General features: G+C 71.8%; 19 protein-coding genes, 1 pseudogene and 1 riboswitch. Of the genes and pseudogenes, 9 read left to right on the forward strand and 11 right to left on the reverse strand.

All coding sequences use genetic code 11. The features are described from left to right. The 5 genes and pseudogenes from DN069_RS40495 to DN069_RS31360 all read left to right on the forward strand — a co-directional run. A pseudogene (locus tag DN069_RS40495) lies at nucleotides 1-779 on the forward strand (hypothetical protein); the annotation flags it as partial. Between the two features lie 59 nt (nucleotides 780-838). Beyond that, on the forward strand, nucleotides 839-4,807 hold the full coding sequence (locus DN069_RS31345) for a bifunctional glycosyltransferase/CDP-glycerol:glycerophosphate glycerophosphotransferase (RefSeq protein ID WP_111506620.1): 3,969 nt from the start codon (nucleotides 839-841) through the stop codon (nucleotides 4,805-4,807). Between the two features lie 140 nt (nucleotides 4,808-4,947). Beyond that, nucleotides 4,948-5,772 (forward strand): TylF/MycF/NovP-related O-methyltransferase, encoded by an 825-nt coding sequence (locus DN069_RS31350; RefSeq protein WP_111506621.1) that lies wholly within the window; start codon nucleotides 4,948-4,950, stop codon nucleotides 5,770-5,772. Nucleotides 5,773-5,958: 186 nt separating this feature from the next. Continuing rightward, nucleotides 5,959-8,844 (forward strand): bifunctional glycosyltransferase/CDP-glycerol:glycerophosphate glycerophosphotransferase, encoded by a 2,886-nt coding sequence (locus tag DN069_RS31355; protein ID WP_111506622.1) that lies wholly within the window; start codon nucleotides 5,959-5,961, stop codon nucleotides 8,842-8,844. Next, on the forward strand, nucleotides 8,841-9,986 hold the full coding sequence (locus tag DN069_RS31360; RefSeq protein WP_111506623.1) for a glycosyltransferase: 1,146 nt from the start codon (nucleotides 8,841-8,843) through the stop codon (nucleotides 9,984-9,986). Before DN069_RS31355 ends, DN069_RS31360 begins: the two co-directional genes overlap by 4 nt. Before the next feature lie 50 nt (nucleotides 9,987-10,036). On the opposite strand, the gene DN069_RS31365 is transcribed toward DN069_RS31360, so the two are convergent. From DN069_RS31365 to trpS, 3 genes are read right to left on the reverse strand one after another with little or no spacing between them, the layout of a single operon-like run. After that, a complete protein-coding gene (locus tag DN069_RS31365) occupies nucleotides 10,037-12,217 on the reverse strand; it encodes a bifunctional glycosyltransferase/CDP-glycerol:glycerophosphate glycerophosphotransferase (protein WP_111506624.1) in 2,181 nt (726 codons plus the stop codon). A 17-nt stretch (nucleotides 12,218-12,234) separates the two neighbouring features. Then, on the reverse strand, nucleotides 12,235-12,828 hold the full coding sequence (locus tag DN069_RS31370; protein WP_111506625.1) for a 2'-5' RNA ligase family protein: 594 nt from the start codon (nucleotides 12,826-12,828) through the stop codon (nucleotides 12,235-12,237). Between the two features lie 2 nt (nucleotides 12,829-12,830). After that, nucleotides 12,831-13,847 (reverse strand): tryptophan--tRNA ligase, encoded by a 1,017-nt coding sequence (trpS, locus tag DN069_RS31375; protein ID WP_111506626.1) that lies wholly within the window; start codon nucleotides 13,845-13,847, stop codon nucleotides 12,831-12,833. Between the two features lie 157 nt (nucleotides 13,848-14,004). On the opposite strand from trpS, the gene DN069_RS31380 reads away from it, so the two are divergent. After that, complete coding sequence (locus DN069_RS31380; RefSeq protein ID WP_111506627.1) at nucleotides 14,005-15,387, forward strand: glycosyltransferase family 2 protein; 1,383 nt, start codon at nucleotides 14,005-14,007, stop codon at nucleotides 15,385-15,387. A 25-nt stretch (nucleotides 15,388-15,412) separates the two neighbouring features. On the opposite strand, the gene DN069_RS31385 is transcribed toward DN069_RS31380, so the two are convergent. The 5 genes from DN069_RS31385 to DN069_RS31405 form a co-directional block, all read right to left on the reverse strand. Next, nucleotides 15,413-16,711, reverse strand: a complete 1,299-nt coding sequence (locus DN069_RS31385; protein WP_111506628.1) for a hemolysin family protein — start codon at nucleotides 16,709-16,711, stop codon at nucleotides 15,413-15,415. A 42-nt stretch (nucleotides 16,712-16,753) separates the two neighbouring features. Further along, entirely contained in the window at nucleotides 16,754-18,007 is a 1,254-nt protein-coding gene (locus DN069_RS31390; RefSeq protein WP_111506629.1) for a serine hydroxymethyltransferase, read from the reverse strand. Between the two features lie 55 nt (nucleotides 18,008-18,062). Further along, nucleotides 18,063-18,153, reverse strand: a riboswitch (ZMP/ZTP riboswitch). Nucleotides 18,154-18,214: 61 nt separating this feature from the next. Further along, a complete protein-coding gene (locus DN069_RS31395) occupies nucleotides 18,215-19,204 on the reverse strand; it encodes a malate dehydrogenase (RefSeq protein WP_111506630.1) in 990 nt (329 codons plus the stop codon). Between the two features lie 195 nt (nucleotides 19,205-19,399). Beyond that, nucleotides 19,400-19,915 (reverse strand): DUF3017 domain-containing protein, encoded by a 516-nt coding sequence (locus DN069_RS31400; RefSeq protein ID WP_111506631.1) that lies wholly within the window; start codon nucleotides 19,913-19,915, stop codon nucleotides 19,400-19,402. Further along, on the reverse strand, nucleotides 19,902-20,753 hold the full coding sequence (locus DN069_RS31405) for a bifunctional methylenetetrahydrofolate dehydrogenase/methenyltetrahydrofolate cyclohydrolase (protein ID WP_111506632.1): 852 nt from the start codon (nucleotides 20,751-20,753) through the stop codon (nucleotides 19,902-19,904). The genes DN069_RS31400 and DN069_RS31405 overlap by 14 nt, the downstream gene beginning before the upstream one ends. Before the next feature lie 221 nt (nucleotides 20,754-20,974). Between DN069_RS31405 and DN069_RS31410 the strand changes: the two genes are divergently transcribed. Together DN069_RS31410 and DN069_RS31415 are read left to right on the forward strand one after the other, a co-directional pair. Further along, nucleotides 20,975-21,418: a DUF2752 domain-containing protein gene (locus tag DN069_RS31410; protein ID WP_207892341.1), complete on the forward strand. Its 444-nt coding sequence runs from the start codon at nucleotides 20,975-20,977 to the stop codon at nucleotides 21,416-21,418. Between the two features lie 78 nt (nucleotides 21,419-21,496). Beyond that, a complete protein-coding gene (locus DN069_RS31415; protein WP_111506634.1) occupies nucleotides 21,497-22,177 on the forward strand; it encodes an RDD family protein in 681 nt (226 codons plus the stop codon). A 96-nt stretch (nucleotides 22,178-22,273) separates the two neighbouring features. Here DN069_RS31415 and purH read toward each other — a convergent pair whose 3' ends face one another. Then, the gene (gene purH, locus DN069_RS31420) at nucleotides 22,274-23,857 is read right to left on the reverse strand and encodes a bifunctional phosphoribosylaminoimidazolecarboxamide formyltransferase/IMP cyclohydrolase (RefSeq protein WP_111506635.1); all 1,584 of its coding nucleotides are present in this window, start codon (nucleotides 23,855-23,857) and stop codon (nucleotides 22,274-22,276) included. 75 nt (nucleotides 23,858-23,932) lie between these two features. Then, complete coding sequence (gene purN / locus DN069_RS31425) at nucleotides 23,933-24,607, reverse strand: phosphoribosylglycinamide formyltransferase (protein ID WP_243639984.1); 675 nt, start codon at nucleotides 24,605-24,607, stop codon at nucleotides 23,933-23,935. Nucleotides 24,608-25,068: 461 nt separating this feature from the next. On the opposite strand from purN, the gene DN069_RS31430 reads away from it, so the two are divergent. Next, a complete protein-coding gene (locus tag DN069_RS31430) occupies nucleotides 25,069-26,007 on the forward strand; it encodes a hypothetical protein (RefSeq protein ID WP_111506637.1) in 939 nt (312 codons plus the stop codon). A 26-nt stretch (nucleotides 26,008-26,033) separates the two neighbouring features. On the opposite strand, the gene DN069_RS31435 is transcribed toward DN069_RS31430, so the two are convergent. After that, the coding region (locus DN069_RS31435; protein WP_243639985.1) for a cell division protein PerM at nucleotides 26,034-26,637 on the reverse strand (604 nt) is incomplete at its 5' end.

The raw sequence follows: 26,637 nt of genomic DNA on the forward strand, positions 1-26,637 counted from the left end.
GCCACCTCGCCCCGGACGCGCTGACCCGCGCGGCCTTCGCCTGGCCCCGCTCCACCGCGCGGGGCCCGGAGCAGGCGGCCGCGCCGTCGACCACGGCCGCCGGCCCGGCCGGGCTGCTCGCCGGCCCGGGGACGACGGCCACCGTCGAGGACGAGGGCCCGTCGGCGCCCGGCCCCGGGGCCGGTGCGGCGGGCCCCGCCCCCCCCGCTCTCGCGGTCCCCTCCCCCCTGCGGGTGCTGCTGTGGGCCGCGGCCGGCGTCATGGTCGGCAGCCTGCTCGTCACCCTGCTGGTGCAGGCCGTGTTCGGGACCTGGATCTGGTACATGGTGCGCACCTGGAACGACTGGCGGCTGCCGTACGTGCTGCTGCTCGCCGCCGTAGGGGTCGCCGCGGGCCGGCTGCTCGCCACGGCCCTCAGGACCGCGCCCGTCACGCCGAGCACACCCCGGCGCCGCCGCGCGGCGCTGCTGCTGCCCGCCGTGCTCGGCCTCGCGCTGCTCGGGCTCGCCCAGCCCGCCGTCGCGGTGGTGCACCAGACGCGCGTGCGCGCCCACCACTGGGACGCCCAGCAGACGCAGTTGGAGGCCCAGCTGCGCGCGGGTTCGAAGCACCCCACGTACGTGCCCTCCTACATCGGGCGGATGCGCGACGCCTACACCCGCAGCGGCCGTCCGGACTGGGTGGCCTCCTGCATCAACGACTACTACGGCACGCACATCCGCCTGCCCGCCCACAGCACCGACTGGGTCATCCAGTCGCAGAACGCCCCGATCCCATGACCCCGCCCTGAGCCGACCCCGCCTCCACGCCACATTCCCGACCCGAAAGGCCCGACCGGATGCCCCCGCGTCTCTCCGTCGTCGTACCGATCTACAACGTCGAGCGCTATCTCGACGAGTGCCTCGCCTCCTTGGCGGCCCAGACCATGGGCGACTTCGAGGTGGTCATGGTCGACGACGGCTCCACGGACGGCAGCGCGACGATCGCACACGCCTGGGAGCTGCGCGACCCGCGCTTCCGGACGGTCCGCAAGGAGAACGGCGGCCTCGGCCCGGCCCGCAACACCGGCATCGAGTCGTTGACGCCCGGCACCGAGTTCCTCGCCTTCGTCGACAGCGACGACACGCTGCCGGAGACCGCGTACGAGCTGATGATCGGCACCCTGGACCGGACCGGCTCCGACTTCGTCGCGGGCAACGTGCGCCGGTTCCGCAGCGCCGGGTCCCGTCAGTCGCCGGTGCACGCACGGCCGTTCGCGCGGACCCGGCTGAGCACGCACATCAGCGAGTTCCCGGCGCTGATCACCGACCGCACCGCGTGGAACAAGGTCTACCGGCGTTCCTTCTTCGACACCCACGGCCTGCGCTACCCGGGCATCCTCTACGAGGACGCGCCGGTCAGCGTGCCGCTGCACTACCTCGCGGAGAAGGTCGACGTCCTCGGCGAGCCCATCTACAACTGGCGCGAGCGCGAGACCGGCGAACGCTCCATCACCCAGAACCGCAGCGACCCGCGCGGCCTGAAGGACCGGGTGGCCTCGATGCGTCTGGTGCGCGCCTTCCTGGCGGCGCAGCAGGGCCCCGAGTTCCGCGACTACCTGCGCGCCTACGACCGCAACGCGCTGATGGAGGAGATCCCGCTCTTCTTCGGCGCGGCCCTGGAGGGCGACCAGGAGCTGCACCAGGTCTTCGCCGACCACGTGGGGCGGTTGTTGTCGGAGATCGGCGCCAAGGCGATCGACCGGCTGCCGCTGGAGCAGCGCCTGCGCTACTACCTGATTTCGCAGCGCCGGATCGACGACTTCCTGGCGGTGCTGCGCTGGCAGTGGGACCACCAGGGCGCCGTCCCGGTCCGCGGCACGCTGCGACCCCGCGCCGCCTACCCGGTGCTGGAGGGCCGCCCGCCGGTTCCGGCGAGCGTGCTGCGCCTCGGCCCGGAGCTGGTGGTCCGCACCCAGCTGCGCGGCGCCGACTGGGACGCGAGGAACGTGCTGCGGCTGACCGGCCACGCCTACCCGACGCATCTGGGCGCGCCCTCGCGGCACAGCGCGCTGAAGATGGTGATGCTGCGCGAGACGCACAGCCGCCGCACCCTGATGCTCCCCGCGAAGACGGTCCGCACCCCGGAGGTGACGGCCGATCACGGCCAGCTGCTGCGCGACTGCGACCTGGCGGGCTTCGCCGTCGGCATCGACCCGCGCCGGCTGCGCCAGGACGGACGCTGGGTGGACGGCACCTGGCGGGTCACCGTCGCCGTCGTCGGCGCCGGCCGGCCGCGGCGCAGCCGGATCAAGTCGGGGCACCACGCCTCCGGGCAGTCCCCGCGCTCCAGCTGGGTCGCGGACGACGTCCGGGTCGTCCCGGAGATCCGCGACCACCATCTCTACCTCCGGGTCGAGCACGCGCACGCGCTGACCGGAGCGATCCGGGCGCGCGACGGCAGGATCGAGTTCAACGGGCGGATCCGCGCCGCGCTCGCGCCCCGGGTGGAGGCGCTGCGGATCCGGCACGTGGAGGACGGCTCCATGGCCCTGCTCGAACTGCCCGTCAGCTTCGCCCCCACCGCCGCCGGGCCGCGGACGCTCGGCGCCCGGACCGCCGGGACGGCCGAGGCCGCCGGGTCGGAGGCGGACGCCTACCTCGCCGGGCGCGAGGACGCGCTGCGCGCGCTCGGCGTGGACGCCGTCGCCGGCCGCGTCGAGTCCGCACCTGCCGGGACGGCCGGGACGGCCGCCGAGCGGACCGGGAGCGCCGGCGGCCGCGGTCCCCTCGGCGGCGCCGGGGTCAGCACCGCGCCCTGGCCGCTCCCGGAGGTCGACCCGGCGGACGGCGGCTCCGCCGCGCACGCCCCCGCCGCGACGTCCCCGGGCCGGGAGCCGGCGCCCGACGCCGAGTGCTGGCTCGCGTTCACCGCCACCCTCGACCTCGCCGAGCTCGACGCCGCCCGCGAGGAGTACGAGGAGCTGCGGCCGCACCTGGGCGCCGCGCACGGCCACCGCTGGGCCGTCGACCTGCGGCTGGAGAGCGAGCTCGGCGAGGCCGACGAGACCGGTGAGGACGGCGAGGACGAGGAAGCGGGCGTGTCGCTCCGGCTGGTCCACGACGAGCGCACCCAGCCCGAGGCGCTGCAGGTGCCGCTGCCCGGCGGGCAGGGCTCGGCGCGCGTGGTGTGCGTCAAGCGCTCGCCGACCGGCTACCTGCAGCTGGTCGACCAGCCCGTGCAGCCGCTCTTCGAGGAGGTCGAGGCCGATCCGGTCAGGGAGAGCTTCCGGCTGCGCGGCAGCTTCCCGCTGCCGGGCCGGCACCCGCTGGAGCTGGTGCTGCGTCACCCGACGCAGAGCCGCCCCGAGGTGCACCCCTTCGAGGCCGTCGACGGGCTGATCGACACCGTGCTGCCGGCCGTGCCGGTCTCCGGTTACGCCGGGGAGATCCCGCTGGCCTGGGGCCATTGGCAGCTGTTCGTCCGCACGCCCGCCCCCAAGGACGCGGCCCAGGACGCCCCCAGGCCGCTGGAGTGCCAGGCCCGGCTCTCCCCGGCGGTGCACGCCCGCACCCCGCTGGCGCTGCAGGCCCGCGGCAAGACCGTGCGGCTGACCCGGCAGGGCTACGACGGGATGCTGCTCACTGTCTCGGCGGAGCTCGGCCCGCACGAGCGAGGCGACTACCACCAGCTGCGGCTGCGGACCAGCACACTGCCGGCCGCGCGCAAGCGCCCGCTGCTGCCGCAGGTCCTCTACGACGTCTTCGAGGGCCGCTCCTACTCCTGCTCCCCGCGCGCCGTGCACGAGGAGATGCTGCGCCGCGGCGACGGGGAGGTGGCGCACCTGTGGGCGGTGCTCGACCGCCGCATGCCGACGCCGCCCAACGCCCGCTCCGTGGTGATCGGCTCCTCCGAGTGGTACGAGGCGCTGGCCCGCAGCCGCTGGGTGGTCGGCAACACCCACCTGCCGGTGGAGCTGGAGCGCCGCGAGGGCCAGGTCGTCGTGCAGACCTGGCACGGCACCCCGCTCAAGCGGATCGGCTTCGACTTCGACAACGACTGGTTCACCGACACCGACTACCTGCGGCGGCTGGAGCACGAGGCGAAGCAGTGGCAGGTGCTGCTCTCCCCGAACCGCTTCAGCACCCCGATCCTGCGACAGGCCTTCCACTACGAGGGCGAGGTCCTGGAGTCCGGCTACCCGCGCAACGACGTGCTGCAGGCCGCGGACCGCGAGCTGCGGGCGAACGCGGTGCGGCAGCGGCTCGGGCTGCCGGCGGGCAAGCGGGTCGTCCTGTACGCGCCGACCTGGCGCGAGCACCGGATGCGGCTCAGCCACGGCGGACACCACCTCGACCTGCAGCTGGACCTGGCCGCGATGCGACAGGCGCTCGGCGAGGACCACGTACTGTTGGTCCGCCCGCACGCCCACGTCGTCGAGGCGGTGCCGGGCGCCGGCGACGGCTTCGTCTGGGACGTCGGCAGCTACCCGGACATCCAGGATCTCTACCTGGTCTCGGACGTGCTGCTCACCGACTACTCCTCGGCGATGTTCGACTTCGCGGTCACCGGGCGGCCGATGCTCTTCTTCACCTACGACCTGGAGCTGTACCGGGACACGCTACGCGGCTTCTACATCGACTTCGAGGACCAGGCACCCGGACCGCTGCTGCGCACCTCGGCCGAGGTGGTCGACGCGCTGCGCGACCTGGACGCGGCCACCTCCCCGTTCCACGGCGCGTACGAGCTCTTCCGCAAGACCTACTGCGACCTGGACGACGGTGCGGCCTCGCGTCGGGTGGTCGACCGGATGCTGGAACTGAGCTAGCCCCGGCTCGGGGCGTCGGGCCCGTGCCCGGCGCCCCGGGGGCCGCGCGGATGAAGGTCCAGTCTCCGGACGGTGAAAACCCGATTCAAAGGTCGCCGGACTACAGACAGAGCGCGAACGAAGGCGTAGCCTCGCGGACCATGACCTGGCGCAAGACTGTCAACACCACCCTGCGGCAGCTGACCGGCTATGAACTGCGCCGGATCCAGAATCTGCCCGCTCCCGCGCGACCTGCGGCGAAGCCCGCTCCCGCAGCTGCGGCGGCCCCTGCGGCTCCCAAGCCGCTGAAGTTCCCGGCGGACTACGACGAGACCGCCAAGGAGATCATCACCGCGGTGAAGCCGTGGACGATGACCTCGATCGAGCGCCTGAACGCGCTGATCCAGTCGGTCCGCTACGTGACCAAGCACGAGCTGCCCGGCGACATCGTCGAGTGCGGCGTCTGGCGCGGCGGCTCGATGCAGGCGGTGGCCCGCACGCTGCTGTCGCTGGACGTGAAGGACCGCGAGCTCTACCTCTTCGACACCTTCGAGGGCATGAGCGAGCCGACCGACGAGGACAAGCGCGTCGACGGCAAGAGCGCCGCGGACCTGCTGGCCACCCAGGGCAAGGACCGCCCGATCTGGGCGCTGGCCACCCTCGACGACGTCCAGGACGGCTTCTCCCGGGTCGACTACCCGGCCGAGCGCCTGCACTACGTCCAGGGCAAGGTCGAGGACACCATCCCGGAGCAGGCCCCGGAGCAGATCGCGATCCTGCGCCTGGACACCGACTGGTACGCGTCGACCAAGCACGAGCTGGAGCACCTCTACGACCGCCTGGTCCCCGGCGGCGTGCTGCTGCTGGACGACTACGGCTACTGGCAGGGCTCCCGCCAGGCCGTGGACGAGTTCCTGGAGGAGACCGGCGCCCGGCTGCTGCTCTCGCGCATGGACGAGGGCCGGATCGCGGTCAAGCCGTCGTAACTGTTCTTGCCGTTCTTACCCTCCGTTCTTGAGGGGTTTGTGAGGGTGTTCGGTTCGCCGTCGCCGCCGCGTTGCCTGTTGTTTGCATGTATTAAGGTATGAGCCGCAAGGAAACTCATAATCGAACGTGTGTGCCGCGCGGCCATTCGGGGATCGGCACCCTCACGAACAGGTCAAGATCAGCCCTTGAGTACGCCCGACGTCAGCGTCATCGTCATCGTCTTCAACGATGCCGAACGCCTCCCACGAGCAGTCCAGTCCGTACTCGACCAGACCCTCCACAACGTGGAGGCCGTGATTGTCGACGACTGCAGCACCGACGGCAGCTTCGGCGTCGCCCAGCGGCTGGAGGCCGAGCACCCGGGCCGGGTGCGGGCCTTCCAGCTGCCGGAGAACTCCAAGGGCTGCGGCGAGCCGCGCAACCGCGGCATCGTCGAGGCGCGCGGCACCTACGTCATGTACCTGGACAGTGACGACGAGCTGGAGCTCAACGCCTGCCGGAACATGGTCGAGGCCGCCGAGAGCACCGGCGCCGAGCTGGTCTCGGGTCTGAGCACGCAGATCTACATCGACACCCGGACCCAGCGCGAGCAGCCCTGGTACCGCTGGCTCTACCAGCGCCACCAGGTGCTCGAGAACGTGGCCGAGCTCCCCGACCTGTTCGTCTTCGACACCCTGTCGACGAACATGTGCTACCGCCGCGACTTCCTCCTCGACAACAAGCTGACCTTCGTCAAGGGCCTGCTCTACGAGGACCTGCTCTACTCGGCGCAGGCCTACCTGGCGGCCGACCGCATCGCCCTGATCCCCAATCAGGTCTACAAGTGGTACATACGCCAGAACGTCGCCAAGGCGCAGAAGTCGATCACCAACCGGCGTGACGAGATCCGCAACTTCTCCGACCGGATCGAGATCCACCGCCGCATCGACGCCCTGCTCGCCGAGAAGGGCCAGACCGGCCTGCGCCGGGCCAAGGACCTGAAGTTCCTCAAGCACGACGTGCCGCTCTACCTCCGCGAGTTCCCGCAGCACAGCGCCGAGTGGCAGCGCCAGTTCGCGGAGCTCACCCGCGACTACCTGAAGACCATCCCGCTGGACGTCTTCGAACAGCTCCAGCCGGTGCACCGGGTCAGCGCCTACCTGCTGATCCAGCAGGACTGGGCGAACCTGCTCCCCGCCATCGACTGGCTGCGCAACCCGCGCAAGACCCCGATGCCGCTGGTCGAGCGGGACGGCCGGATCTACTTCTGCGCCGACCACCTCGACGACGAGACCGGACGCCGGATGCTCGACGTCACCGAGGTCGGCTTCCAGGCCCGCAGCCTGAACGAGTCCACGCTGCGCAGCCAGCTGCTGCGCTGGGAGCCGCAGGGCGACGACGCGGTGAAGATCACCGGGCGGACGGTCAACCCGCTCGGCCTGATCACGCCCGACGCCAAGCTGAGCGGCAAGGTGGAGGTCAAGGCGCGCCGCAAGGGCCTGCAGACCTTCTTCTTCCCGGTGGACTCCTTCCGCCACCAGGGCGACTTCGTCGAGTGGGAGTCCACGCTCGACATCTCCAAGACTCTGCGACCGCTCGGCCTCGTCGACACCATCTGGGATGTGTGGCTCAACATGAGCGTGGACAAGCAGCGCACCCGCCCCCCGCTGTCCGTGGACCAGCTCGACCTGGACGGCGACTTCGCCGCCCGGCCGCGGCTGACCCGGCTGCTCGCCGACCGGCTGCGGCCGGAGGTCTCCCGCCCCGGTCACCTGGCCTTCCAGCTGGCCGCCGTCGGCTCCGCCGCGAAGAAGGGCCGCGGGCTCCTCTTCGACCTGGTGAACAGCCCGGCCGGCGCGCCGCTCAAGCGCTCCGCCAAGCGCGTGCTGCAGGCCCGCCGCGACCTCAGCTCGCAGGAGAGCAAGGTGCGCTGGTACCACCGCGCCGTGACCCGGATGCCCATGAAGAAGGGCCTGGTCGTCTTCGAGAGCCACCTGGGCAAGCAGTACAGCGACAGCCCGCGCGCCATCTACGAGGAGATGCGCCGCCGCGGCCTGCCGTTCCACGCCGTCTGGTCCTACGAGGGCAAGACGCCCCCCAAGGGCTTCCCCAAGGCCGGTAAGGACGTCGAGCTGGTACAGCGCTGGAGCTGGCCGTACCTGTACGCGCTGGCCCGCGCCGAGTACTGGATCGACAACCAGGGCTTCCCGCTGGCGCTGCGCAAGCGCCCGGAGACCACCTACATCCAGACCTGGCACGGCTCCGCGCTCAAGCGCATGGGCTTCGACATGGCCGAGTACCGGATGCAGCCGCGCCACAAGCAGGACGAGTACCAGCGCGCGCTCGACCGCTTCGACCACTTCGTGGTCCGCACCGAGCACGACGTCGACACCCTGGTCCGCGCCTACCGGCTGCCGGAGTCCAAGGTGCTGCGCGTCGGCTACCCGCGCAACGACGCGCTCGTCGCGGCCCGCCGCGAGGAGACCGCCAACGGGAAGCGCGAGCGCGGCCCGCTGGCCAAGGAGCTGGGCATCGACCCGGACCGCACCATCGTGCTGTACGCGCCGACCTTCCGCGAGAAGGCCCCCGAGCTGGTCCTCGACCCGGTCGGGTTCGCCGAGCGCTTCGGCGAGGACACCACGCTGCTGGTGCGCTCGCACTACATGCAGCGCCTCGCCGTGCCCCGCACCCTCAAGGGCAAGGTCGTCGACGTCACCGACTACCCCGACATCACCCCGCTGCTCGGCCTGGCCGACGCGCTGGTGACGGACTACTCCTCGGTGATGTTCGACTACGCGCTGCTGGACCGCCCGATGGTCTTCTACGCGTACGACTACGAGGAGTACGCGGGTGCCGCCCGCGGCACCTACTTCGACCTGCGCGAGGCCGCGCCCGGCCCGTTCGTGGAGACCCAGGAGCAGCTGTTCGACGCCGTCGACGCGCTGCGCAAGGGCACGGACGAGTTCGCGGACAAGCGCGCCGCCTTCGCGACCCGGTTCGGCGAGTACGACGAGGGCCGCGCGGCGGCGCAGATCGTCGACAGGTTCTTCGGCCCGGCGGCCGGCGCGCGAGCGAAGGGCGAGCAGGCATGACCGGCCGTGACATCTTCATCATCTCCAACAGCGTCGACGAGCTCGGCGGTGTCACCACCTGGTCCCACCAGATGGCCCGGATGCTGACCGAGCGCGGGCACAGCGTGCACGTGCTCGGCATCTGCGACACCGACACGCCCGCGAACCTGGGCCCCGACCTGCCCTACCCCACCACCACGCTGTACCCGGGCAAGGTCCCCTCGCCCTTCCACCCGCGCGGGGTGAAGCAGCGCCTCAACTTCTCCGGCTACGCCCGCAACTCGCAGCGGGAGTCCGCGATCCGCGGCATGAAGGCCAAGCTCGACGCGCTCTTCGCGGCGGCCCGCCCCGGCGCGATGATCATCGTCACCCAGGTCTGGGCGATGGAGTTCGTCCGCCTCGCGGACCGCGGAAGCATCCCGCTGATCGGGATGAGCCACGAGTCCTACGACTACTCCAAGGACTCCTCGCGCTTCGTCCGCGTCAAGAAGTACTACCCCGAGGCCGACCGCCTGCTGCTGCTCACGCAGGAGGACGCGGACCTGTGGATCCTGGAGAAGCTGAACAACGTCGGCTTCATGCCCAACCCCCTCCCGGTCTGGCCGGACGAGCCCTCCAAGCGGGAGACCAAGACGGTCGCCTGCATCGGTCGTCTCGACGACCAGAAGGGCATCGACATGCTCCTCGACGCCTGGGCCGTGGCGGCGCCGCAGGCGCCGGGCTGGACCCTCAAGCTCTACGGCAAGGGCGAGGACGAGGCCGAACTGCGGGCCCAGTGCACGCGGTTGGGCCTGGACGACTCCGTCGAGTGGATGGGCCAGACCTCGGACGTGCCTGGCGCGCTGCGCGACAGCTCCGTCTTCGTCCAGTCCTCCCGCGGCGAGGGCTTCCCGCTGGCCCTGCTGGAGGCCATGGCCTTCGCCGTCCCCTGCGCGGCCTTCGACTGCGCCCCGGGCGTCCGCGAGATCATCCGCGACGGCGAGGACGGCCTTCTGGCCGCCCCGGGCAACACGGCCGAACTCGCCAAGCAGCTCGTCCGACTGACGTCGGACCAGTCCCTGCGCGACAGGATGGGCGAGGCCGCCCGGGTCAACGTGGCGCGCTACTCCAAGGAGACGATCCTGGAGAAGTGGGAAGAGCTTTTCGCTCTGCTCGAGCGGTAACCATCAGGGGCGCGGGGCTCTGCCGATGTGCGGCGGAGCCCCGCGCCCCTTCAGGCCGTCGTGGGTGCCGGTCGGCGGTCAGCGAGAGGCACGAACGGCAACGGGGTCTGCTCGCCGAGGAAGACCGTGCGGACGACCCGCTCCGCCGCTCGGCCGTCGTCGAACTCGCAGAAGCGCTCACGGAAGGCCTGGCGCAGCGTGGTTGACGTGGCGTCACGCCACGCGCCACCGCGGAGGACGTCCAGGAGCTCCGCCTCGGAGCGGGCGACCGCGCCCGGGGTCTCGCCGGGGCGGCCGGAGAGCAGGTCGAGGTAGACGCCGCGCGTCTCCCGGTAGACGTCCCAGTCGTCGGCGAAGACGACGATCGGGCGGTCCAGGTTGGCGTAGTCGAACATCAGCGACGAGTAGTCGGCGATCAACGCGTCGGACGCCAGGGCGAGTTGTTCGATCGAGGGGTGGCCGGACACGTCGATGACCCGGGCGCTGGACGGGCCCGCCGAGTCGTACGAGTAGTGGGCCCGGTGCAGGATCACGAACTCCTCGCCGAGCTTCGCCGCCAGCTTCGCCACATCCAGGTGCGGCTCGTAGCCGACCCGGTAGTCCCGCGCCGTCGGCGCGTACAGCAGGGCTGTCGCGCCCTCGGGGATGCCGAGCTCGCGCCGGGCGGCCCGGACCTGCTCGGCGCCGGCGGTGACGTAGACGTCGTTGCGCGGGTAGCCGTACTCCAGCGTGCGGTAGTTCGCCGGGTAGACACGCTCCCAGATCAGCGAGGAGAAGCGGTTGGAGCTGAGGCTGTAGTCCCAGCGGTCGATCCGCTCCAGCAGCTTGTCGAAGTCCATCGCCAGGCCCGCCGCGGGGTAGTCCCGCAGGTCCAGGCCCATCTTCTTGACCGGCGTGCCGTGGTGCGTCTGCAGGTGCACCGAGCCGGGGCGCTTCTTCGCGCTGTCGGGGAAGTTGACGTTGTTGACGAGGTAGCGCGCCCGGGACACGGCCTCCCAGAAGCCGCGCGAGCCCGGCGCCACCGTCGTGTACCCGGCGGGGACGTCACGCCGGCGGCCCGCCTCGACGACCCACACCGTCCGCATCTCCGGCCGCAGTTCGCGCAGCTTCGCCTCGATCGCGGCGGGGTTGCAGCCGGGGACGCGGTTCCAGTACGCGGCGAAGACCGCCAGCTCGTCGTCGATCGGCAGCTGCCGCTGCAGCTGCGTGAAGCCGCCCACCAGCGGGCGCGCGACGGCGCGCTTCACGCCCGGCTGCGCCGCGACCGCGGCGTTCTTCGCGCGCCGCACCACGTCGCCGACCGCGCTCGCCTTGAACGGCATGGAGACCTCGATCGCCGCCGCGCCCTCGGGCCGGTGCCGGCGCTCGGCCTCCGCCGCCTGCGCGAAGAACTCGCGGCGGTCGCCCATCGGCACCCGGTCCGGGTGCGAGCCGATCGCGCGCAGATGCTCGACCATGCGGCGGTGCAGGAACGGCCGCCAGGAGTGCAGCTCGGGGCGGGCGTCGACGAAGGCGAAGACCCGGTCGTACTGGTCGAAGATGTCGAAGTGCTTGCGCGAGGTGGTCGCGAGGATGTTGCCGCCCATCCGGCGCTGCCGGTAGTGGACGACGACCCGGTCCAGCAGGCCGATGGACTGCGCGGCCAGCGTGGTCGGGTAGGTCCAGGGGGTGTCCTCGTAGTAGCCGGGCGGGAAGGTGAAGCCGTTGCGCGTCACGAACTCCCGCTTGAAGGCCTTGTTCCAGACCACCATCAGCATCCGCAGCAGCTGCTCGCGCTCCGCGGTGCCGAACTCGTCCGGCTTGGCCTGGCACTCGCCCAGCATCGCCGCGTCCTGGTTGCGCACGACCCTGCCGTCCCAGAAGGTGCGGGCGTAGTCGAAGACCAGGATGTCCGGCTCACCGGTGGCGTCGAGCCGGTCCGCGATCGCCTGGAGCGAACCGGGGGTCAGCGTGTCGTCGCTGTCCAGGAAGATCAGGTAGTCGCCGGTGGCGACCTCCAGGCCGGCGTTGCGGGCCCGGCCCAGCCCCACGTTCTCGGGCAGGTGCAGCACCCGCACCCGCGCGTCCCGCTCCGCGTACTCGTCGAAGATCCGCCCCGAACCGTCGGGCGAGGCGTCGTCCACACCGATCAGCTCGACGTCGCGGAAGGACTGGTCGAGCACGGACGCCAGGCACTCCCCGAGGTAGGCCTGGACTTTGTATGCGGGGACGATGACGCTGAACCTGGGCACGGTCCCCGACCCTACTACTACCCTGGCCCGCTACCGCTTGGCTGTTCTCTGCCGCAGCCCCTGCCGGTCGTGACCTGCGTGAAGTCGTAGCCGCGAACCGGCCGCCACACCTCGTCCGCGCCGAAGCGGTAGAGGCTGAACCCCGACGCCGTGAACCGCGCCTCGAAGCCGCGCAGCTCCGCGTAGGCGCGGTCCAGGGCCGGCTCCGGCACGTCGTGGGCGACGGTCACGTGCGGGTGGTACGGGAAGGCCAGCTCGCGGGCGAGCGGGCCGGAGCGGACCGAGGCCTCCAGCGCCACGCACTCCCGCACGCCCTGCTCCAGCTGCACGAAGACCACCTGCGAGACCGGCCGGAAGGTGCCGGTGCCGCGCAGCGTCACCTGGAACGGCCGGTGGCTCGCGGCGGCGCGGGCGAGGTGGCCGTCCACATCGTCCAGCGCCGCGAGCGGGATCTCGGTGGGCGGCAGCAGCGTCACGTGGGTGGGTATGCCGTGCGCCTGGGTGTCGCCGTAGCCGGTGCGCGCGTCCTGGAGCCGCGAGCCGTACGGCTCGGGCACCGCGAGGGAGACCCCGATCAGGACGCTGCCGCCTATGACGCCGTCGGTTCCCATGCTCAGAGCGCCGCCGGGGGCAGGAAGCCGACCCTGTCGTACGTCTCGGCGAGCGTCGGGGCGGCGACCGCCCGCGCCTTCTCCGCGCCGCGCGCCAGAACCTTGTCGAGCTCCGCCGGGTCGTCCAGGTAGGTGCGGGTGCGCTCCTGGATCGGCGCGACCCACTCGCTGTAGTAGTCGGCCAGCTCGGTCTTGAGCGCGCCGTACATCTTGCCGTCGAAGTGCGCCACCAGCTCCTCGACCGGGCGTCCGCTGATCGCCGAGTAGATGGAGAGCAGGTTGGAGACGCCCGGCTTGGCCTTCTCGTCGTAGGCGATCACCGTGTCGGTGTCGGTGACGGCGCTCTTGAACTTCTTGGCACTGGCCTTGATGTCGTCCAGCAGGCTGATCAGGCCCTTGGGCGAGGAGGCCGACTTGCTCATCTTCGCCGCCGGGTCCTGCAGGTCGAAGATCTTGGCCGTCTCCTTGGGGATGTACGGCTTGGGCACGGTGAAGGTCTGGCCGAACCGGCTGTTGAAGCGCTCGGCCAGGTCCCGGGTCAGCTCGACGTGCTGGCGCTGGTCCTCACCCACCGGCACCTGGTCCGCCTGGTACAGCAGGATGTCCGCGACCTGCAGGATCGGGTAGGTGAACAGGCCGACCGTGGTGGAGTCCGCGCCCTGCTTGGCCGACTTGTCCTTGAACTGCGTCATCCGCGAGGCCTCGCCGAAGCCGGTGAGGCAGTTCATCACCCAGGCCAGCTGCGCGTGCTCGGGCACGTGCGACTGGACGAAGAGCGTGCAGCGCTCCGGGTCCAGCCCGGCGCCGAGCAGCTGCGCGACCGAGACGCGGGTGTTCTCCCGCAGCACCGCCGGATCCTGCGCCACGGTGATCGCGTGCAGGTCGACGACCATGTAGAACGCGTCGTGCGTCTCCTGCAGGGACACCCACTGGCGTACCGCGCCGAGGTAGTTCCCCAGGTGGAAGGAGCCGGACGTGGGCTGGATGCCCGAGAGCACACGGAGACGGTCGTTGGCCATGCGCTCATTCTCGCAGGTGCGTAGGCGATCCTTCGCGCCGCTCCGCAGGGCGGACGGCCGCCACGGCGTTCGGACACCTGTCCGTCCGCCACCTCGGACCCCTCGCCGGCGTTGAGCACCGTGGTGGACCTGTGACGACGCCCGGAGGTTCGGCCCGATGACCCCACCGCTGGTGACGGTGATCACACCCGTCCGTGACACGCGCGACTACCTCGCGGCCTGGTTCGCCTCGCTGCGCGCGCAGACCCTCGCCCCCGGCGAGCTGGAGGTGCTGGCCGTCGACGACGCCTCCACCGACGGAAGCGACGCGGAGCTGCGCCGGCTCGCCGCGAGCTGGCCCGAGGTGCTGCGCGTCCAATACCTGACGGAGCCCGGCGGCCCCGCCCGCGCCCGCAACGCGGCGCTGCGCGAGGCCCGCGGCCGCTACGTCTTCTTCCTCGACTCCGACGACCGCCTCGGCGACGACGCTCTGCGCCGCCTCACCTCGGCGGCGGACCGGCTCGGTTCGGACGTCGTGGTCGGCCGGGTCGTCGGCGTGAACGGCCGCTGGGTCTGCCCCGAGCTGTTCCGGGAGACCCTGGAGGAGGTGCGCTTCCCCGGCGGCGCGCTGGCCTGGTCCCTCTCCCCCGCCAAGCTGTTCCGCCGCGAGCTGCTGACGCGTCATGGTCTGCGCTTCCCCGAGGACCTGCCGGTCTACAGCGACACACCCTTCGTGCTGGAGGCGTTCTTCCGCGCCCGGCGCATCTCGGTGCTGGCGGACTACGACTACTACTACCTGCTGGCCCGCGACGACCGCAGCAACATCACCACCACCGCGCGCCTCGCCGACCGCCTGCGCGGGACCACCGCGGGCATCGCGGTGGTGCTGCGCTTCACCTCCCCCGGCCCGGTCCGCGACGAGGTGAACGACCGCTACATCCGCAGCGACCTGGTGAACCTGTTCGGCCCCGAGTTCCTGCGGCTGGACCACGACGGCCGGGCGGAGCTGGTCGCGGCGGCGGGCGCGCTGGCGCGCCCCCATCTGACGGACGCGATCCGGGCGCGTTGCAACGAGTCCCAACGCCTGCGGCTGCACTGTCTGCAGCACGGGCTCACCGAGGAGTTGACGGACCTTGTGCGGCACGAGAGCGAACACGGCGGGCTGCCGGAGCCGGTCACCGCGACGGCGTCCTGGTCGCCGGACGGCCTGCGGGTTCAGACCTCCCGCGCGCTACCCGGGCTGGTGTCCGAGCCGGTGACCTGGCTCAGCGACACCGTCGGCCGCGTCGCCTCCGGTGACGAAACGATCATTCCCCTCCGCGACCTGCTCCCCCGCCAGCGCAGCACGGTTCGCCTGGAGGCGAACTGGGCGGGCCGCAGCGTCGCCGCGCGGATCGCAGGCGAGCTGCCCCCACGCAGGGTCTGGCACGCGGGCCGCGTCTACCGGCTCACGCCGAAGCCCGGCGCCAACGGCGAGTTGGAGGTCTGGGCGGCGCGGATCCGGCTGCACCGCGTGGTGCGGCTGAGAGTGCAACGACTGAGGGAAGTCGCACTCCGCTAGAGGCGCGGGGAACTGCGCGACAAGCCTAAAGGGGCTCGTCCGTCACGGTTGGCGGCGTCGTGACGCGCACGCGGTCGACGCGGCGGCCGTCGAGGCGGGCGACCTCGAGGGCGTAGCCGTCCACCGTGGTGATGCGGTCACCGACCAGCGGCAGTCGGCCCAGTTCGGCGACGACGTAGCCGGCCACCGTCTCGTAGGGGCCCTCCGGGAGTTCGACGCCCGTCTCCTCCTCGAAGTCGCCGAGGTTCAGCAGGCCGTCGACCTCGATCGAGCCGCCCGCCAGGCGTCGGGTCGTGGACAGCTCCTGGGAGTCGTACTCGTCGCGGATCTCGCCGATGACCTCCTCGACCAGGTCCTCCAGGCTGACGATGCCGGCCGTGCCGCCGTACTCGTCGACCACGATCGCCAGGTGGTGGCCCTCGTGACGCATCTCCGACATCGACGGCAGCACCCGCTTGGTCGCGGGCAGCAGCTTCACCGGACGGGCGATGTCGCGCACCGTGCCGACCGCGTCCGCCCGGTACAGGTCGCGGACGTGCACGAAGCCGACCACCAGGTCGTAGGAGCCGTCGACGACGGGGTAGCGCGAGTGCGGGTAGGCCCGCACCTCGTCACGGACCTCCGCGACGGACTGGGAGGCGTCCAGGAAGGTGACCTCCGTGCGCGGCACCATGACCTCCCGCAGCTGACGCTCCCCCGCGGTGAACACCTCGCCGATCAGCCGGCGTTCGTCCGAGCCCAGCTCGGTGCTGGCGGCCACCAGGCCGCGCAGCTCCTCGGAGCTCATCGCGTTGCGTCCGGCCTGCGGGTCGCCGCCCAGCAGACGCACCATCAGGTTGGTGGAGACCGACAGCAGCCAGATGACCGGGCGCAGCACCCGGGAGATCACGTCCACCAGCGGGGCCGCCGTCAACGCGATCGACTCGGCGCGCTGCAGGCCGATCCGCTTCGGGGTGAGCTCGCCCAGCACCAGGGAGATGTAGGAGATCAGCAGCGTGAGCAGGACCAGCGCCAGGGCGTCGGCGACGCCGCTGTCCAGACCCCAGCGGACGAACAGCGGCGAGAGCTTCTTGGCGAGCGTGTCCGCGCCGAACGCGGCCGACAGGAAACCCATGCAGGTCACGCCGACCTGCACCGAGGCGAGGAACCGGTTCGGGTCGGCGGCCAGGTGCGCGGCCCGGGTGGCCCGCTTGGTGCCGCGCTCGGCCAGCGCCCGGATCTGGCCCTCGCGCAGCGAGATCAGCGAGATCTCCGCGACATTGAAGATCCCGCCGATGATGATGAAAACAAGGACCAGCCCGGCGTCGCTCAGCGTCTCGCTCACCGGGCCAGTCTAGGGACCGCCGGTGGCCGGATCCCTCCCCCGCTAGCGGACGGACAGACCGGGGGCGGGGTAGGCGTCCATCAGCGCCTTGACGTCGGCACGGACCTTGGTGATCGCCGCCTCGTCGCCCGTCCTGGCCGCGGTCACGACCAGGTCGATCCACTCGGCGACGGTCGCCATCGCGCTCGCCGGGATGCCGCGCGAGGTCAGCGCGGGCGTGCCGATGCGGATGCCGGAGGGGTCGAAGGGCTTGCGGGTGTCGTAGGGGACGGTGTTGTAGTTCACCACGATGCCCGCCCGGTCCAGCGCCTTCGCGGCGACCTTGCCGGGGACGTCCTTGCCGGTGAGGTCGATCAGCAGCAGGTGGTTGTCGGTGCCGCCGGAGACCAGGTCGAAGCCGCGCGCGGCCAGCTCCTCGCCCAGCGTCCGCGCGTTGGTGACGACCTGCCGGGCGTAGACGCGGAAGTCCTCGCCGGCCGCCTCCTTGAGCGCGACCGCGATCGCGGCCGTGGTGTGGTTGTGCGGGCCGCCCTGCAGGCCGGGGAAGACCGCGCGGTCGATCGCCTTGGCGTGCTCGGCGGTGGAGAGCAGCATCGCGCCGCGCGGGCCGCGCAGCGTCTTGTGGGTCGTGGTGGAGACCACGTCCGCGTGCCCGGCCGGGGAGGGGTGCGCCCCGCCGGCGATCAGCCCCGCGATGTGCGCGACGTCCGCGACCAGCACCGCGCCGACCTCGCGGGCGATCTCGGCGAAGCCGGCGAAGTCGATGGTGCGCGGCACGGCCGTGCCGCCGCAGAAGATCAGCTTGGGCCGCTCGGCGAGCGCCAGGTCGCGCACCTTGTCGAGGTCGGTCCGGCCGGTCGCCTGCTCGACGCCGTACTGCACGCCGCGGAACCAGCTGCCGGTCGCGGAGACGCCCCAGCCGTGGGTGAGGTGGCCGCCCATCGGCAGCGCCATGCCCATCACGGTGTCGCCGGGCTGCAGGAAGGCCAGGTAGACGGCGAGGTTGGCGGGCGAGCCGGAGTACGGCTGGACGTTGGCGTGGTCCATCGCGAACAAGGTCTTCGCCCGCTCGATCGCCAGCGTCTCGACCTGGTCGATGTTCTGCTGGCCCTCGTAGTAGCGCTTGCCCGGGTAGCCCTCGGAGTACTTGTTCTGCAGGACCGTGCCGGTGGCCTCCAGCACGGCGTGCGAGACGTAGTTCTCACTGGGGATCAGGCGCAGCGTGTCGGCCTGCAGTTGCTCCTCGGCGACGACCAGCCGGGCGATCTCGGGGTCGGTGACGGCGAGATGGGACATGGCAGCACTCCTCCGGGTCCGTTACTGGCTCTACGTCCGTCGTAGTCCAGTCCGACCCGGCTGCCCAGGCGTACGGCAGTCCGGCGGTGATGCGCCTCGCCGCTCCCTCGGGGTTCCTTCCCCGTGCGCCAGTCGCGGCCCCGCCAGGATAGACCGACGGCCCGGTCGCTCAGGCGACCGGGCCGTTCAGTGAGACGGAGCGAAGACTCAGATCAGGCCGAGCTGCTTGACCGCGTCGCGCTCCTCGACGAGCTCCTGCACGGAGGCGTCGATGCGGGTGCGCGAGAACTCGTTGATGTCCAGGCCCTGGACGATCTCGAACTTGCCGTTCTTCGCGGTGACCGGGAAGGAGGAGATGAGGCCCTCCGGCACGCCGTAGGAGCCGTCGGAGACGACACCCGCGGAGGTCCAGTCGCCCTCGGCGGTGCCGTTGGTCCACGTGAAGACGTGGTCGATGGCGGCGTTCGCGGCCGAGGCGGCGGAGGAGGCGCCACGGGCGTCGATGATGGCCGCGCCACGCTTGGCGACGGTCGGGATGAACTCCTCGGCCAGCCACTTCTCGTCGGCGACGGCCTCGGCGGCGTTCTTGCCGGCGACCTCGGCGTGGAAGATGTCCGGGTACTGGGTGGCGGAGTGGTTGCCCCAGATGGTCAGGCGCTTGACGTCGTCGACGCCCACGCCGAGCTTCTTGGACAGCTGCGCCACGGCGCGGTTGTGGTCCAGGCGGGTCATCGCGGTGAAGCGGTCGGCCGGGACGTCCGGGGCGTGGTTCTGGGCGATCAGCGCGTTGGTGTTGGCGGGGTTGCCGACGACGAGGATGCGGATGTCGTCCGCGGCGTTGTCGTTGATGGCCTTGCCCTGCGGGCCGAAGATGCCGCCGTTGGCGGAGAGCAGGTCGCCGCGCTCCATGCCGGCGGTGCGCGGACGGGCGCCGACCAGCAGACCGACGTTGGCACCGGCGAACGCGGCGTTCGGGTCGTCGAAGATGTCGATGCCCTTGAGCAGCGGGAAGGCGCAGTCGTCGAGCTCCATGGCGGTGCCCTCGGCGGCCTTGACGCCCTGCGGGATCTCCAGCAGACGCAGCTTCACCGGCACGTCCGCGCCCAGCAGGTGGCCGGAGGCGATGCGGAACAGCAGCGCGTAGCCGATCTGGCCGGCCGCGCCGGTCACGGTGACATTGACGGGGGTGCGGGTCATTTCTACCTTCTCCAGCAGTCGCCGACGCGTCTCTCGACGTCGAGAGAACCAGCGTCAGGCTATCGCAACCCGACCGGCCCGAGGGCGTGGCGTCCTGCGCGCCCTCGGGAGTCCTTCGTCACGTTTCCGGCGCGGCCATGCCGAACCGGTATCGACCCAGCTCACAGCGGTATGAACGGCCGCCTTGACGCGGTGTCAGTCGCCGCTGCCGTCGCTGTGCACCATGTTGCCGAGACGCCCCATGAAGGGCAGGTGGATCACCGGATCGGGGAGTGCCGCGAGTGCCAGCACGACGATGACCAGACCCAGCACGCCCATCACCATGATGTCCGTGAACCGGCTGCGCACCGCGAGCATCCCGACCTCCGGCAGCGCCGCGCGCAGCACGGCGCCCACCAGCAGTCCCACGCCGATCGTGACGATCCCGGCCCGCCACGCGTCCAGCGCGGTCACCAGCAGGCCGACACCGACGATGGTCAGCACCAGCACGATCGGCCACTGCCGCACCGGCACCGGCCGGTCCCGGCCGGCCGCCGCCGAACCGCCCTCGGGACGGAACGTCCCGGTGGTCTTCACCGGCGGCCGGTGCTGCGCCTTCGGCCTGCGCTCGGCATGCCGGTCGGGGCCCCGGTCACCGGGCCGGTCGGCATGGCGCTCCGCGAGGCCGTCGGTCGGGCGCTCCGCGGGGTGGGCGCCTTCAGCTCGCTGCACGCTCGGCCGCCTCGACCACGTTCGCGAGCAGCATCGCCCGCGTCATCGGCCCCACGCCGCCCGGGTTCGGGGAGATCCAGCCGGCCACCTCGGCCACAGCCGGGTCCACGTCGCCGGTGTAGACACCGTCGACGCGGCTGACGCCCACGTCCAGCACGGTCGCGCCGGGGCGGACGTGCTCGGGCTTGATCAGGTGCGGCACGCCCGCCGCGGAGACGATGATGTCCGCGCTGCTCAGGTGCTCGTCCAGGTTCCGGGTGCCGGTGTGGCACAGGGTCACCGTCGCGTTCTCGCTGCGCCGCGTCAGCAGCAGCCCGATCGAGCGGCCGACGGTGATGCCGCGGCCGACGACGGTCACGTTCGCGCCGTTCAGCTCGATCTTGTGGCGGCGCAGCAGCTCCACGATGCCGTACGGGGTGCACGGCAGCGGCGCCTCGACACCCAGCACCAGGCGGCCCAGGCTCATCGGGTGCAGGCCGTCGGCGTCCTTGGCCGGGTCGATCAGCTCCAGCACCCGCTTCTCGTCCAGGTGCTTGGGCAGCGGCAGCTGGACGATGTAGCCGGAGCAGGCCGGATCGGCGTTGAGCTCGCGCACGACGTCCTCGACCTGCTCCTGGGTCGCGTCGGCGGGCAGCTCGCGCTGGATGGAGGCGATGCCGACCTGCGCGCAGTCGCGGTGCTTGCCGCGCACGTAGGCGTGGCTGCCGGGGTCGTCGCCGACCAGGACGGTGCCGAGGCCGGGGTTGACACCCCGCGCCTTCAGCGCGTCGATCCTGGTGACGAGCTCGGACTTGATCGCTGCGGCGGTGGCCTTGCCATCGAGAATCTGGGCGGTCATAGCGCCATTCTCCCGGATCGTGGAAGTACTCGTGTCACGGGGCGGCCCGGGACCGGGCAGACCCCGACCGCGCATGATCCCACACGGAGTGTCCGGATCCGGTTGCAAATCCGCCACAACCATGTGGTGGACCTGCGAACGAGGTGGACACGGCGGCTGCCGGTCGCAACCATGGGTGCCAGTAAGAACGGTAAGGAACAAGAACGGGGGCACGGGGGGACGTGAGCGCAGACCAGGCTGTTGCCCTGGGCCGGCGCGCCGCTTTGGAGCGCCGCTTCGCCGAGGTCGCGGCCGGACGCTATGGGGGGCCACTTCGGGTGTTCCTCCGCGGCGGTGGTGCCGCCGTGGTCGCCGTCCTGGCGGCGGAGGTGCACCGCACCCATGATCCGGGCGTGCTCTGCCCGCTGCGGCGCTTCACCGGCATCCCGTGTCCGGGCTGCGGCAGCACCACGGTTTTCATGGAGCTGGGCGCCGGACACGTGGGTGCGGCGATCGCCGCCAACCCCGTCACCGTCCTGGTCGGCCTCTGCCTGCTGTTCGCCCCTCTGGGCGGCGGTGGCTGGTGGTGGCGGTTGCCCGCACGGAAGAAGAACATCGTCATCTTCTCGGCGGCGGCCGTCTCCTGGCTCTGGCAGTTGCACCGATACGGCTTTCTGCCCTCCTAGGCGTCAGTCGACTCCGCTAACCTCACCGCCTGTCAGCACACCACTTCTCACCACGCATCCCTGCCCGGAGGCACGAGCATGAGCTACCCGCCCGACCCGAACAACCCGTACGGCCAGCAGCCGCAGCAGCCCAACCCTTACGGCCAGCAGCCGCAGCAGCCGGGTTATGGCTACCCCCAGCAGCAGCCCGACCCGGCTGCCTACGGCTACCCGCAGCAGCCTCCGGCTGACCCGTACGCGCAGCAGCAGGCCTACGGCTACCAGCAGCAGGCCCAGTACCCCGCCTACCCGGTCGGCAACGACCCGTACGCGGGCTACGTGCAGAACGCGTACGCCGGTTGGGGTGCCCGCGTGGTCGCGCGCATCATCGACTCGCTGATCATCGGTCTGATCCCGTACATCATCGTGATGGTGGCGGCCTGGCCGTCCACGACCGTCGACCCGAACACCGGTCTCGCGGTGCCCGGCAGCATGGCGGGCCTGCAGCTCGGCATGTTCCTGGTGAACGTCCTCGTGCTCGTCGGCATCGGCGTCATGAAGGGCACCATGGGCCAGTCGATCGGTCAGAAGGCCGTCAACATCCGCATGGTGCGCGAGGCCGACGGCCAGTCCCTGCCGGTCGGCTCGGCCATCGTCCGCGAGGTCGCCCACGTCCTCGACGGCATCTGCTGCGTCGGCTACCTGTGGCCGCTCTGGGACGCGAAGAAGCAGACCTTCGCCGACAAGATCATGAACAGCGTGGTCGTCAAGTCCTCCTGACCGAGGGCTGGTCGACAGCGGAAGGCCCGCCGCGCCGAGGAGGAGCGGCGGGCCTTCGTCATGCCCTGACCCGGACGCCTACGGCGTCAGCCGGAGTCAGTGGAAGAAGTGCCGGGTGCCCGAGAGGTACATGGTGATGCCGGCCTTCTTCGCGGCCTCGGCCACCAGGTCGTCGCGGACCGAACCACCGGGCTGGACCACGGCCTTGACGCCGGCCTCGATCAGCACCTCCAGCCCGTCCGGGAACGGGAAGAAGGCGTCCGACGCGGCGAACGAACCCTGGGCCCGGTCCCCCGCGCGCGTCGCCGCGAGCTTCGCGGAGTCGACCCGGTTGACCTGACCCATACCGACGCCCACCGAGGCGCCGTCCTTGGCCAGCAGGATCGCGTTGGACTTGACGGCCCGGCAGGCCCGCCAGGCGAAGGCCAGCTCGGCCAGCTCCGCCTCGGACAGCGCCTCGCCCGCCGCCAGCGTCCACGTCGACGGGTCGTCACCGGCCGCGTCGATCCGGTCGGCCTGCTGCAGCAGCACACCGCCGGTCACCGCACGCGTCTCCACCGCCGGCAGCGCCGGCGTGCCGCGCAGCACGCGGATGTTCTTCTTCTGCGCCAGCACCTCGACCGCGCCCGGCTCGAAGTCCGGGGCGAAGACGACCTCGGTGAAGATCGGCGCGATCTGCTCCGCCAGCGCCACCGTGACCGGACGGTTCACGGCGATGACGCCGCCGTACGCCGAGACCGGGTCGCACTCGTGCGCCTTGCGGTGCGCCTCGACGACGTCCACGCCGATCGCGATGCCGCAGGGGTTGGCGTGCTTGATGATCGCCACGCACGGCTCGGCGTGGTCGAACGCGGCACGGATCGCGGCGTCCGTGTCGGCGTAGTTGTTGTAGGACATCTCCTTGCCGTGCAGCTGCTCGGCGGCGGCGATGCCCTTTCCGCTGCCGTCCACGTAGAGCGCGGCGGCCTGGTGCGGGTTCTCGCCGTAGCGCAGCACGTTCTCACGCTGGTACGTCGCGCCCAGGAACTGCGGGAAACGCTCCTCGTCGGCCGGCGCGTAGCCGTCCGCGAACCAGGAGGCCACGGCCACGTCGTAGGCGGCGGTGTGCGCGAACGCCTCACCGGCCAGACGCTTGCGGGTGGCCAGGTCGAAGCCGCCGTCGGCCACGGCCTGCAGCACGTCCGCGTAGCGGGCGGGCGAGGTGACCACGGCCACCGACGGGTGGTTCTTGGCGGCGGCGCGAACCATCGACGGACCGCCGATGTCGATCTGCTCCACGCACTCGTCCGGGGTGGCGCCGGAGGCGACCGTCGCGGCGAACGGGTAGAGGTTGACGACCACCAGGTCGAAGGGCGCCACGCCCAGCTCCTGGAGCTGCTCGCGGTGGGACTCCAGGCGCAGGTCGGCCAGGATGCCGGCGTGCACGCGCGGGTGCAGGGTCTTCACACGGCCGTCGAGGCACTCGGGGAAGCCGGTCAGTTCCTCGACCGGGGTGACCGGCACGCCCGCGCCGGCGATCTTCGCCGCGGTCGAGCCGGTGGAGACCAGCTCGACGCCGGCCGCGTGCAGGCCCTGGGCCAGCTCCTCCAGGCCGGTCTTGTCGTAGACGCTGACGAGCGCCCGACGGATGGGACGAACGTTCTCGGAGGTGGGCTGCGGCTGGTTGCTGCCTGAGCTCATTACCGAATCCTTCTGCAATGCCCCGGCGAGATGACCACCCCGCCGGCGCGGTTGATGTGTTGTCGTCGTGGGCGGCTACGCGCCGGGAGCCGGGATCAGCACCCGGCGTCCGTCCACGCGGTGGCCCTCGCGGGCCATCCGTCCCACGGCGTCGACGAGCAGTTTCCGCTCGACGTCCTTGATGCGCTCGTGGAGCGCCTCGCCCTCGTCCAGGTAGTCCGAGTCGGCGACCTCGACCACGCCCTGGGCGATGATCGGTCCGGTGTCCACGCCCTCGTCCACCAGATGCACGGTGCAGCCGGTGACCTTGACCCCGTGCGCCAGCGCGTCGCGCACGCCGTGCGCGCCGGGGAAGGAGGGGAGGAGGGCGGGATGGGTGTTGACGATGCGGCCCTCGAAGCGCTGCATGAACGCACCGCCGAGGATCTTCATGAAGCCGGCCGAGACCACCAGGTCCGGCTCGTGGGACGCGGTCTGCGCGGTCAGCGCGGCGTCCCAGTCGGTGCGCTCGGGGTAGTCCTTGACCCGGTGCACAAAGGTGGGGATCCCGGCCTTCTCGGCCCGCTCCAGCCCCGCGATGCCGTCACGGTCCGCGCCGACGGCGACGATCACCGCGCCGTATGCGGGGTCGGCGGCGGCGTCGATGAGCGCCTGGAGGTTGGTGCCGGAGCCGGAGACGAGGACGACGAGTCGGGCCGGTGCCGCGGGTGCGGCGAAGTCCAGCGGTGCACTTCCGGGCGCAAGAGCCACAGCTCGGTCCTTCAGGTCGGGCCCGTCGTCGTCCCGTGCCGCGCTGCGTCGTCGCGTCGCGCCGCCGTCACGCGTCCTGCGTGTCGCGCCGCCAAGCAGTCGCGCCGCCGGGCCGTACGTCGAGCTCATTCGGTGGCCGACGCGGGGTGTCATCCTGTGACCGGCATCCGCGTCCGCCGACGGTTGTCCGCGGCCGTTCCGCGGACCGGACGGGAACCTCGCGGGCGCGCCGTCCGTCAGCAACTTTACCGGCACCCGCCCGCCACCCCGCACCCCGGACCGGACGACGATCATCCTGGGGTACCACGCCACGGGGCGCCGCCAGGTGAGAGGGTGTCCCTGCGGACTCCTGAGGGGGAGCCCGCGCACGAGAGGTACGCGCACGCGGGGACGGTACGCGTACGGCGCGGGCACGGCGGGTGCACGCGTACAGCAGGCGATCGGGAGTTACGGCGAAGACCATGGGCGACAGCGGCGACACCACCACGACGGGCGCACCGGCGCGGGATCCCTTCGCCGCGCCGCCCGAAGGCGCGGCCGACCGCCCCTGGCAGCCGCGCGGCCCGATCACCCACAGTGCAGGTCCGGGCTCCGGCTGGGGTGCGGGTGCGGGTGGCGGCGCCGGTGCGAGCACGGGCACTGGTGCGGGTGCGGGTGGCGGTCCGGGCGCGGGTCCGGCGGCCGGTCCCGGCACAGAGGGCGGGCCGCGTGACACGCGCCACGGCTCCGGAGAGGGAACCGGGGACGGCTCCGGGAACGGCTCCGGAGACGGCTCCGACGCGGGTGACGGCACGTCGCCGTCCGGCGCGGACGGGGACAGCCCGCCCGCGCGCGGCCGCGCGCAGGTCCCGCCGCCGCACCCGTGGAACCCCGGCTACCAGGGCCAGCCGGGCCAGCAGCCTCCGCTGCCGCGCTTCCCCTACCCGCCGCCCGGCCCGCGCTACGACCCCAACGACCCGACGCTGCGCCGCTCCCGCCTGGCGCTGCTGAGCGGCATCTGGGGCTTCTTCTTCATGGTCCTCGGCGTCCCCTACATCACGCTGCTGCTCGGCGCGCTCGCGCTCTACTGGGGCGTCAGCGCCCTGCGCGGCGAGGTCAAGCCGTCCCCCGCCGCGAAGACCGCCGCTCTGACCGGTGTCCCGCCGATGCCGCCGCAGCCGGTCTACCCCTACCAGCAGTCCATGCAGTCGACCCGCCCGCACGTCCCCGCGGCCCTCGGCGGCGTCATCGCGGGCGCCGTCAGCCTGGCCCTGGTCGGTGCGGTCTTCGGCGTGCAGCTGTACTACAAGAGCTACTACGACTGCCAGGCGAACGCCCTGACCAAGACCGCGTACGACACCTGCGCCACCTCGGTCTCCCCGCACCCGCCCACCTGGCTCACCCAGTTCAACGGCGGCTGAGACCGACCCACCGCGCCGGCTTCGGTTCACTTCGGCAGTGGGGTGGGGTCCTCGGCGGCGAAGCCCCAGTCGGCGTCGTCAGTGTCCGCGACGAGGTGCGCCACGGCTGCCAGGTCTGGTGTGTCCGTGAGGTCGACGATGTCGGTCAGGCCCACCGTCAGATCGTCGACCGGGCGCTGCGGCGCCTTCGGGCGCCTCGTGCGCGTGCGGTGCCAGCGCAGGAGCAGCGCCGTCGGGAGCGCGACCGCGAGCGTCCAGGCGAACGCCGCGAGCGCGGTCCAACCGACCGGCGGACCGACCTGCGCCAGGGCGCCGTCGCCCAGCGTCCCACCGGACCACAGCGCGCCCGCACCCGCGAGCAGCCCCGTGCAAGCGGACGCGGCGAGCACCAGCACCGCCAGCTCGATCCAGCCGCGCCGCGGCGCTCCGCCCGCGGCGTCCGCGGCGTCTGCGGCGTCTGCGGCGTCTGCGGCGAGGGAGTCGAATTCCGCGAGCCCGAGCATCGCACCTGAGTCGTCCCCCTCATCGGCGTCGCCCGTGTCTCCCGCATCAGAAGGCATCCGCACGATGTCGCGGGTCAGGGCCCAACCGACCACGCCGCCTGCCGCGAGCGGCACCACCAGCGCGGCG

The organism is Streptacidiphilus pinicola, assembly GCF_003258295.1.
Lineage (GTDB): Bacteria > Actinomycetota > Actinomycetes > Streptomycetales > Streptomycetaceae > Streptacidiphilus > Streptacidiphilus pinicola.

What these genes read in the sequence shown, in the direction of transcription:
- DN069_RS31345 (WP_111506620.1), top strand. Translation starts at nt 839, where the DNA reads ATGCCCCCGCGTCTCTCCGTCGTCGTACCGATCTACAACGTCGAGCGC.
- DN069_RS31350 (WP_111506621.1), top strand. Translation starts at nt 4,948, where the DNA reads ATGACCTGGCGCAAGACTGTCAACACCACCCTGCGGCAGCTGACCGGC.
- DN069_RS31360 (WP_111506623.1), top strand. Translation starts at nt 8,841, where the DNA reads ATGACCGGCCGTGACATCTTCATCATCTCCAACAGCGTCGACGAGCTC.
- DN069_RS31370 (WP_111506625.1), bottom strand. Translation starts at nt 12,828, where the DNA reads ATGGGAACCGACGGCGTCATAGGCGGCAGCGTCCTGATCGGGGTCTCC.
- trpS (WP_111506626.1), bottom strand. Translation starts at nt 13,847, where the DNA reads ATGGCCAACGACCGTCTCCGTGTGCTCTCGGGCATCCAGCCCACGTCC.
- DN069_RS31380 (WP_111506627.1), top strand. Translation starts at nt 14,005, where the DNA reads ATGACCCCACCGCTGGTGACGGTGATCACACCCGTCCGTGACACGCGC.
- DN069_RS31390 (WP_111506629.1), bottom strand. Translation starts at nt 18,007, where the DNA reads ATGTCCCATCTCGCCGTCACCGACCCCGAGATCGCCCGGCTGGTCGTC.
- DN069_RS31395 (WP_111506630.1), bottom strand. Translation starts at nt 19,204, where the DNA reads ATGACCCGCACCCCCGTCAATGTCACCGTGACCGGCGCGGCCGGCCAG.
- DN069_RS31405 (WP_111506632.1), bottom strand. Translation starts at nt 20,753, where the DNA reads ATGACCGCCCAGATTCTCGATGGCAAGGCCACCGCCGCAGCGATCAAG.
- DN069_RS31415 (WP_111506634.1), top strand. Translation starts at nt 21,497, where the DNA reads ATGAGCTACCCGCCCGACCCGAACAACCCGTACGGCCAGCAGCCGCAG.
- purH (WP_111506635.1), bottom strand. Translation starts at nt 23,857, where the DNA reads ATGAGCTCAGGCAGCAACCAGCCGCAGCCCACCTCCGAGAACGTTCGT.
- DN069_RS31430 (WP_111506637.1), top strand. Translation starts at nt 25,069, where the DNA reads ATGGGCGACAGCGGCGACACCACCACGACGGGCGCACCGGCGCGGGAT.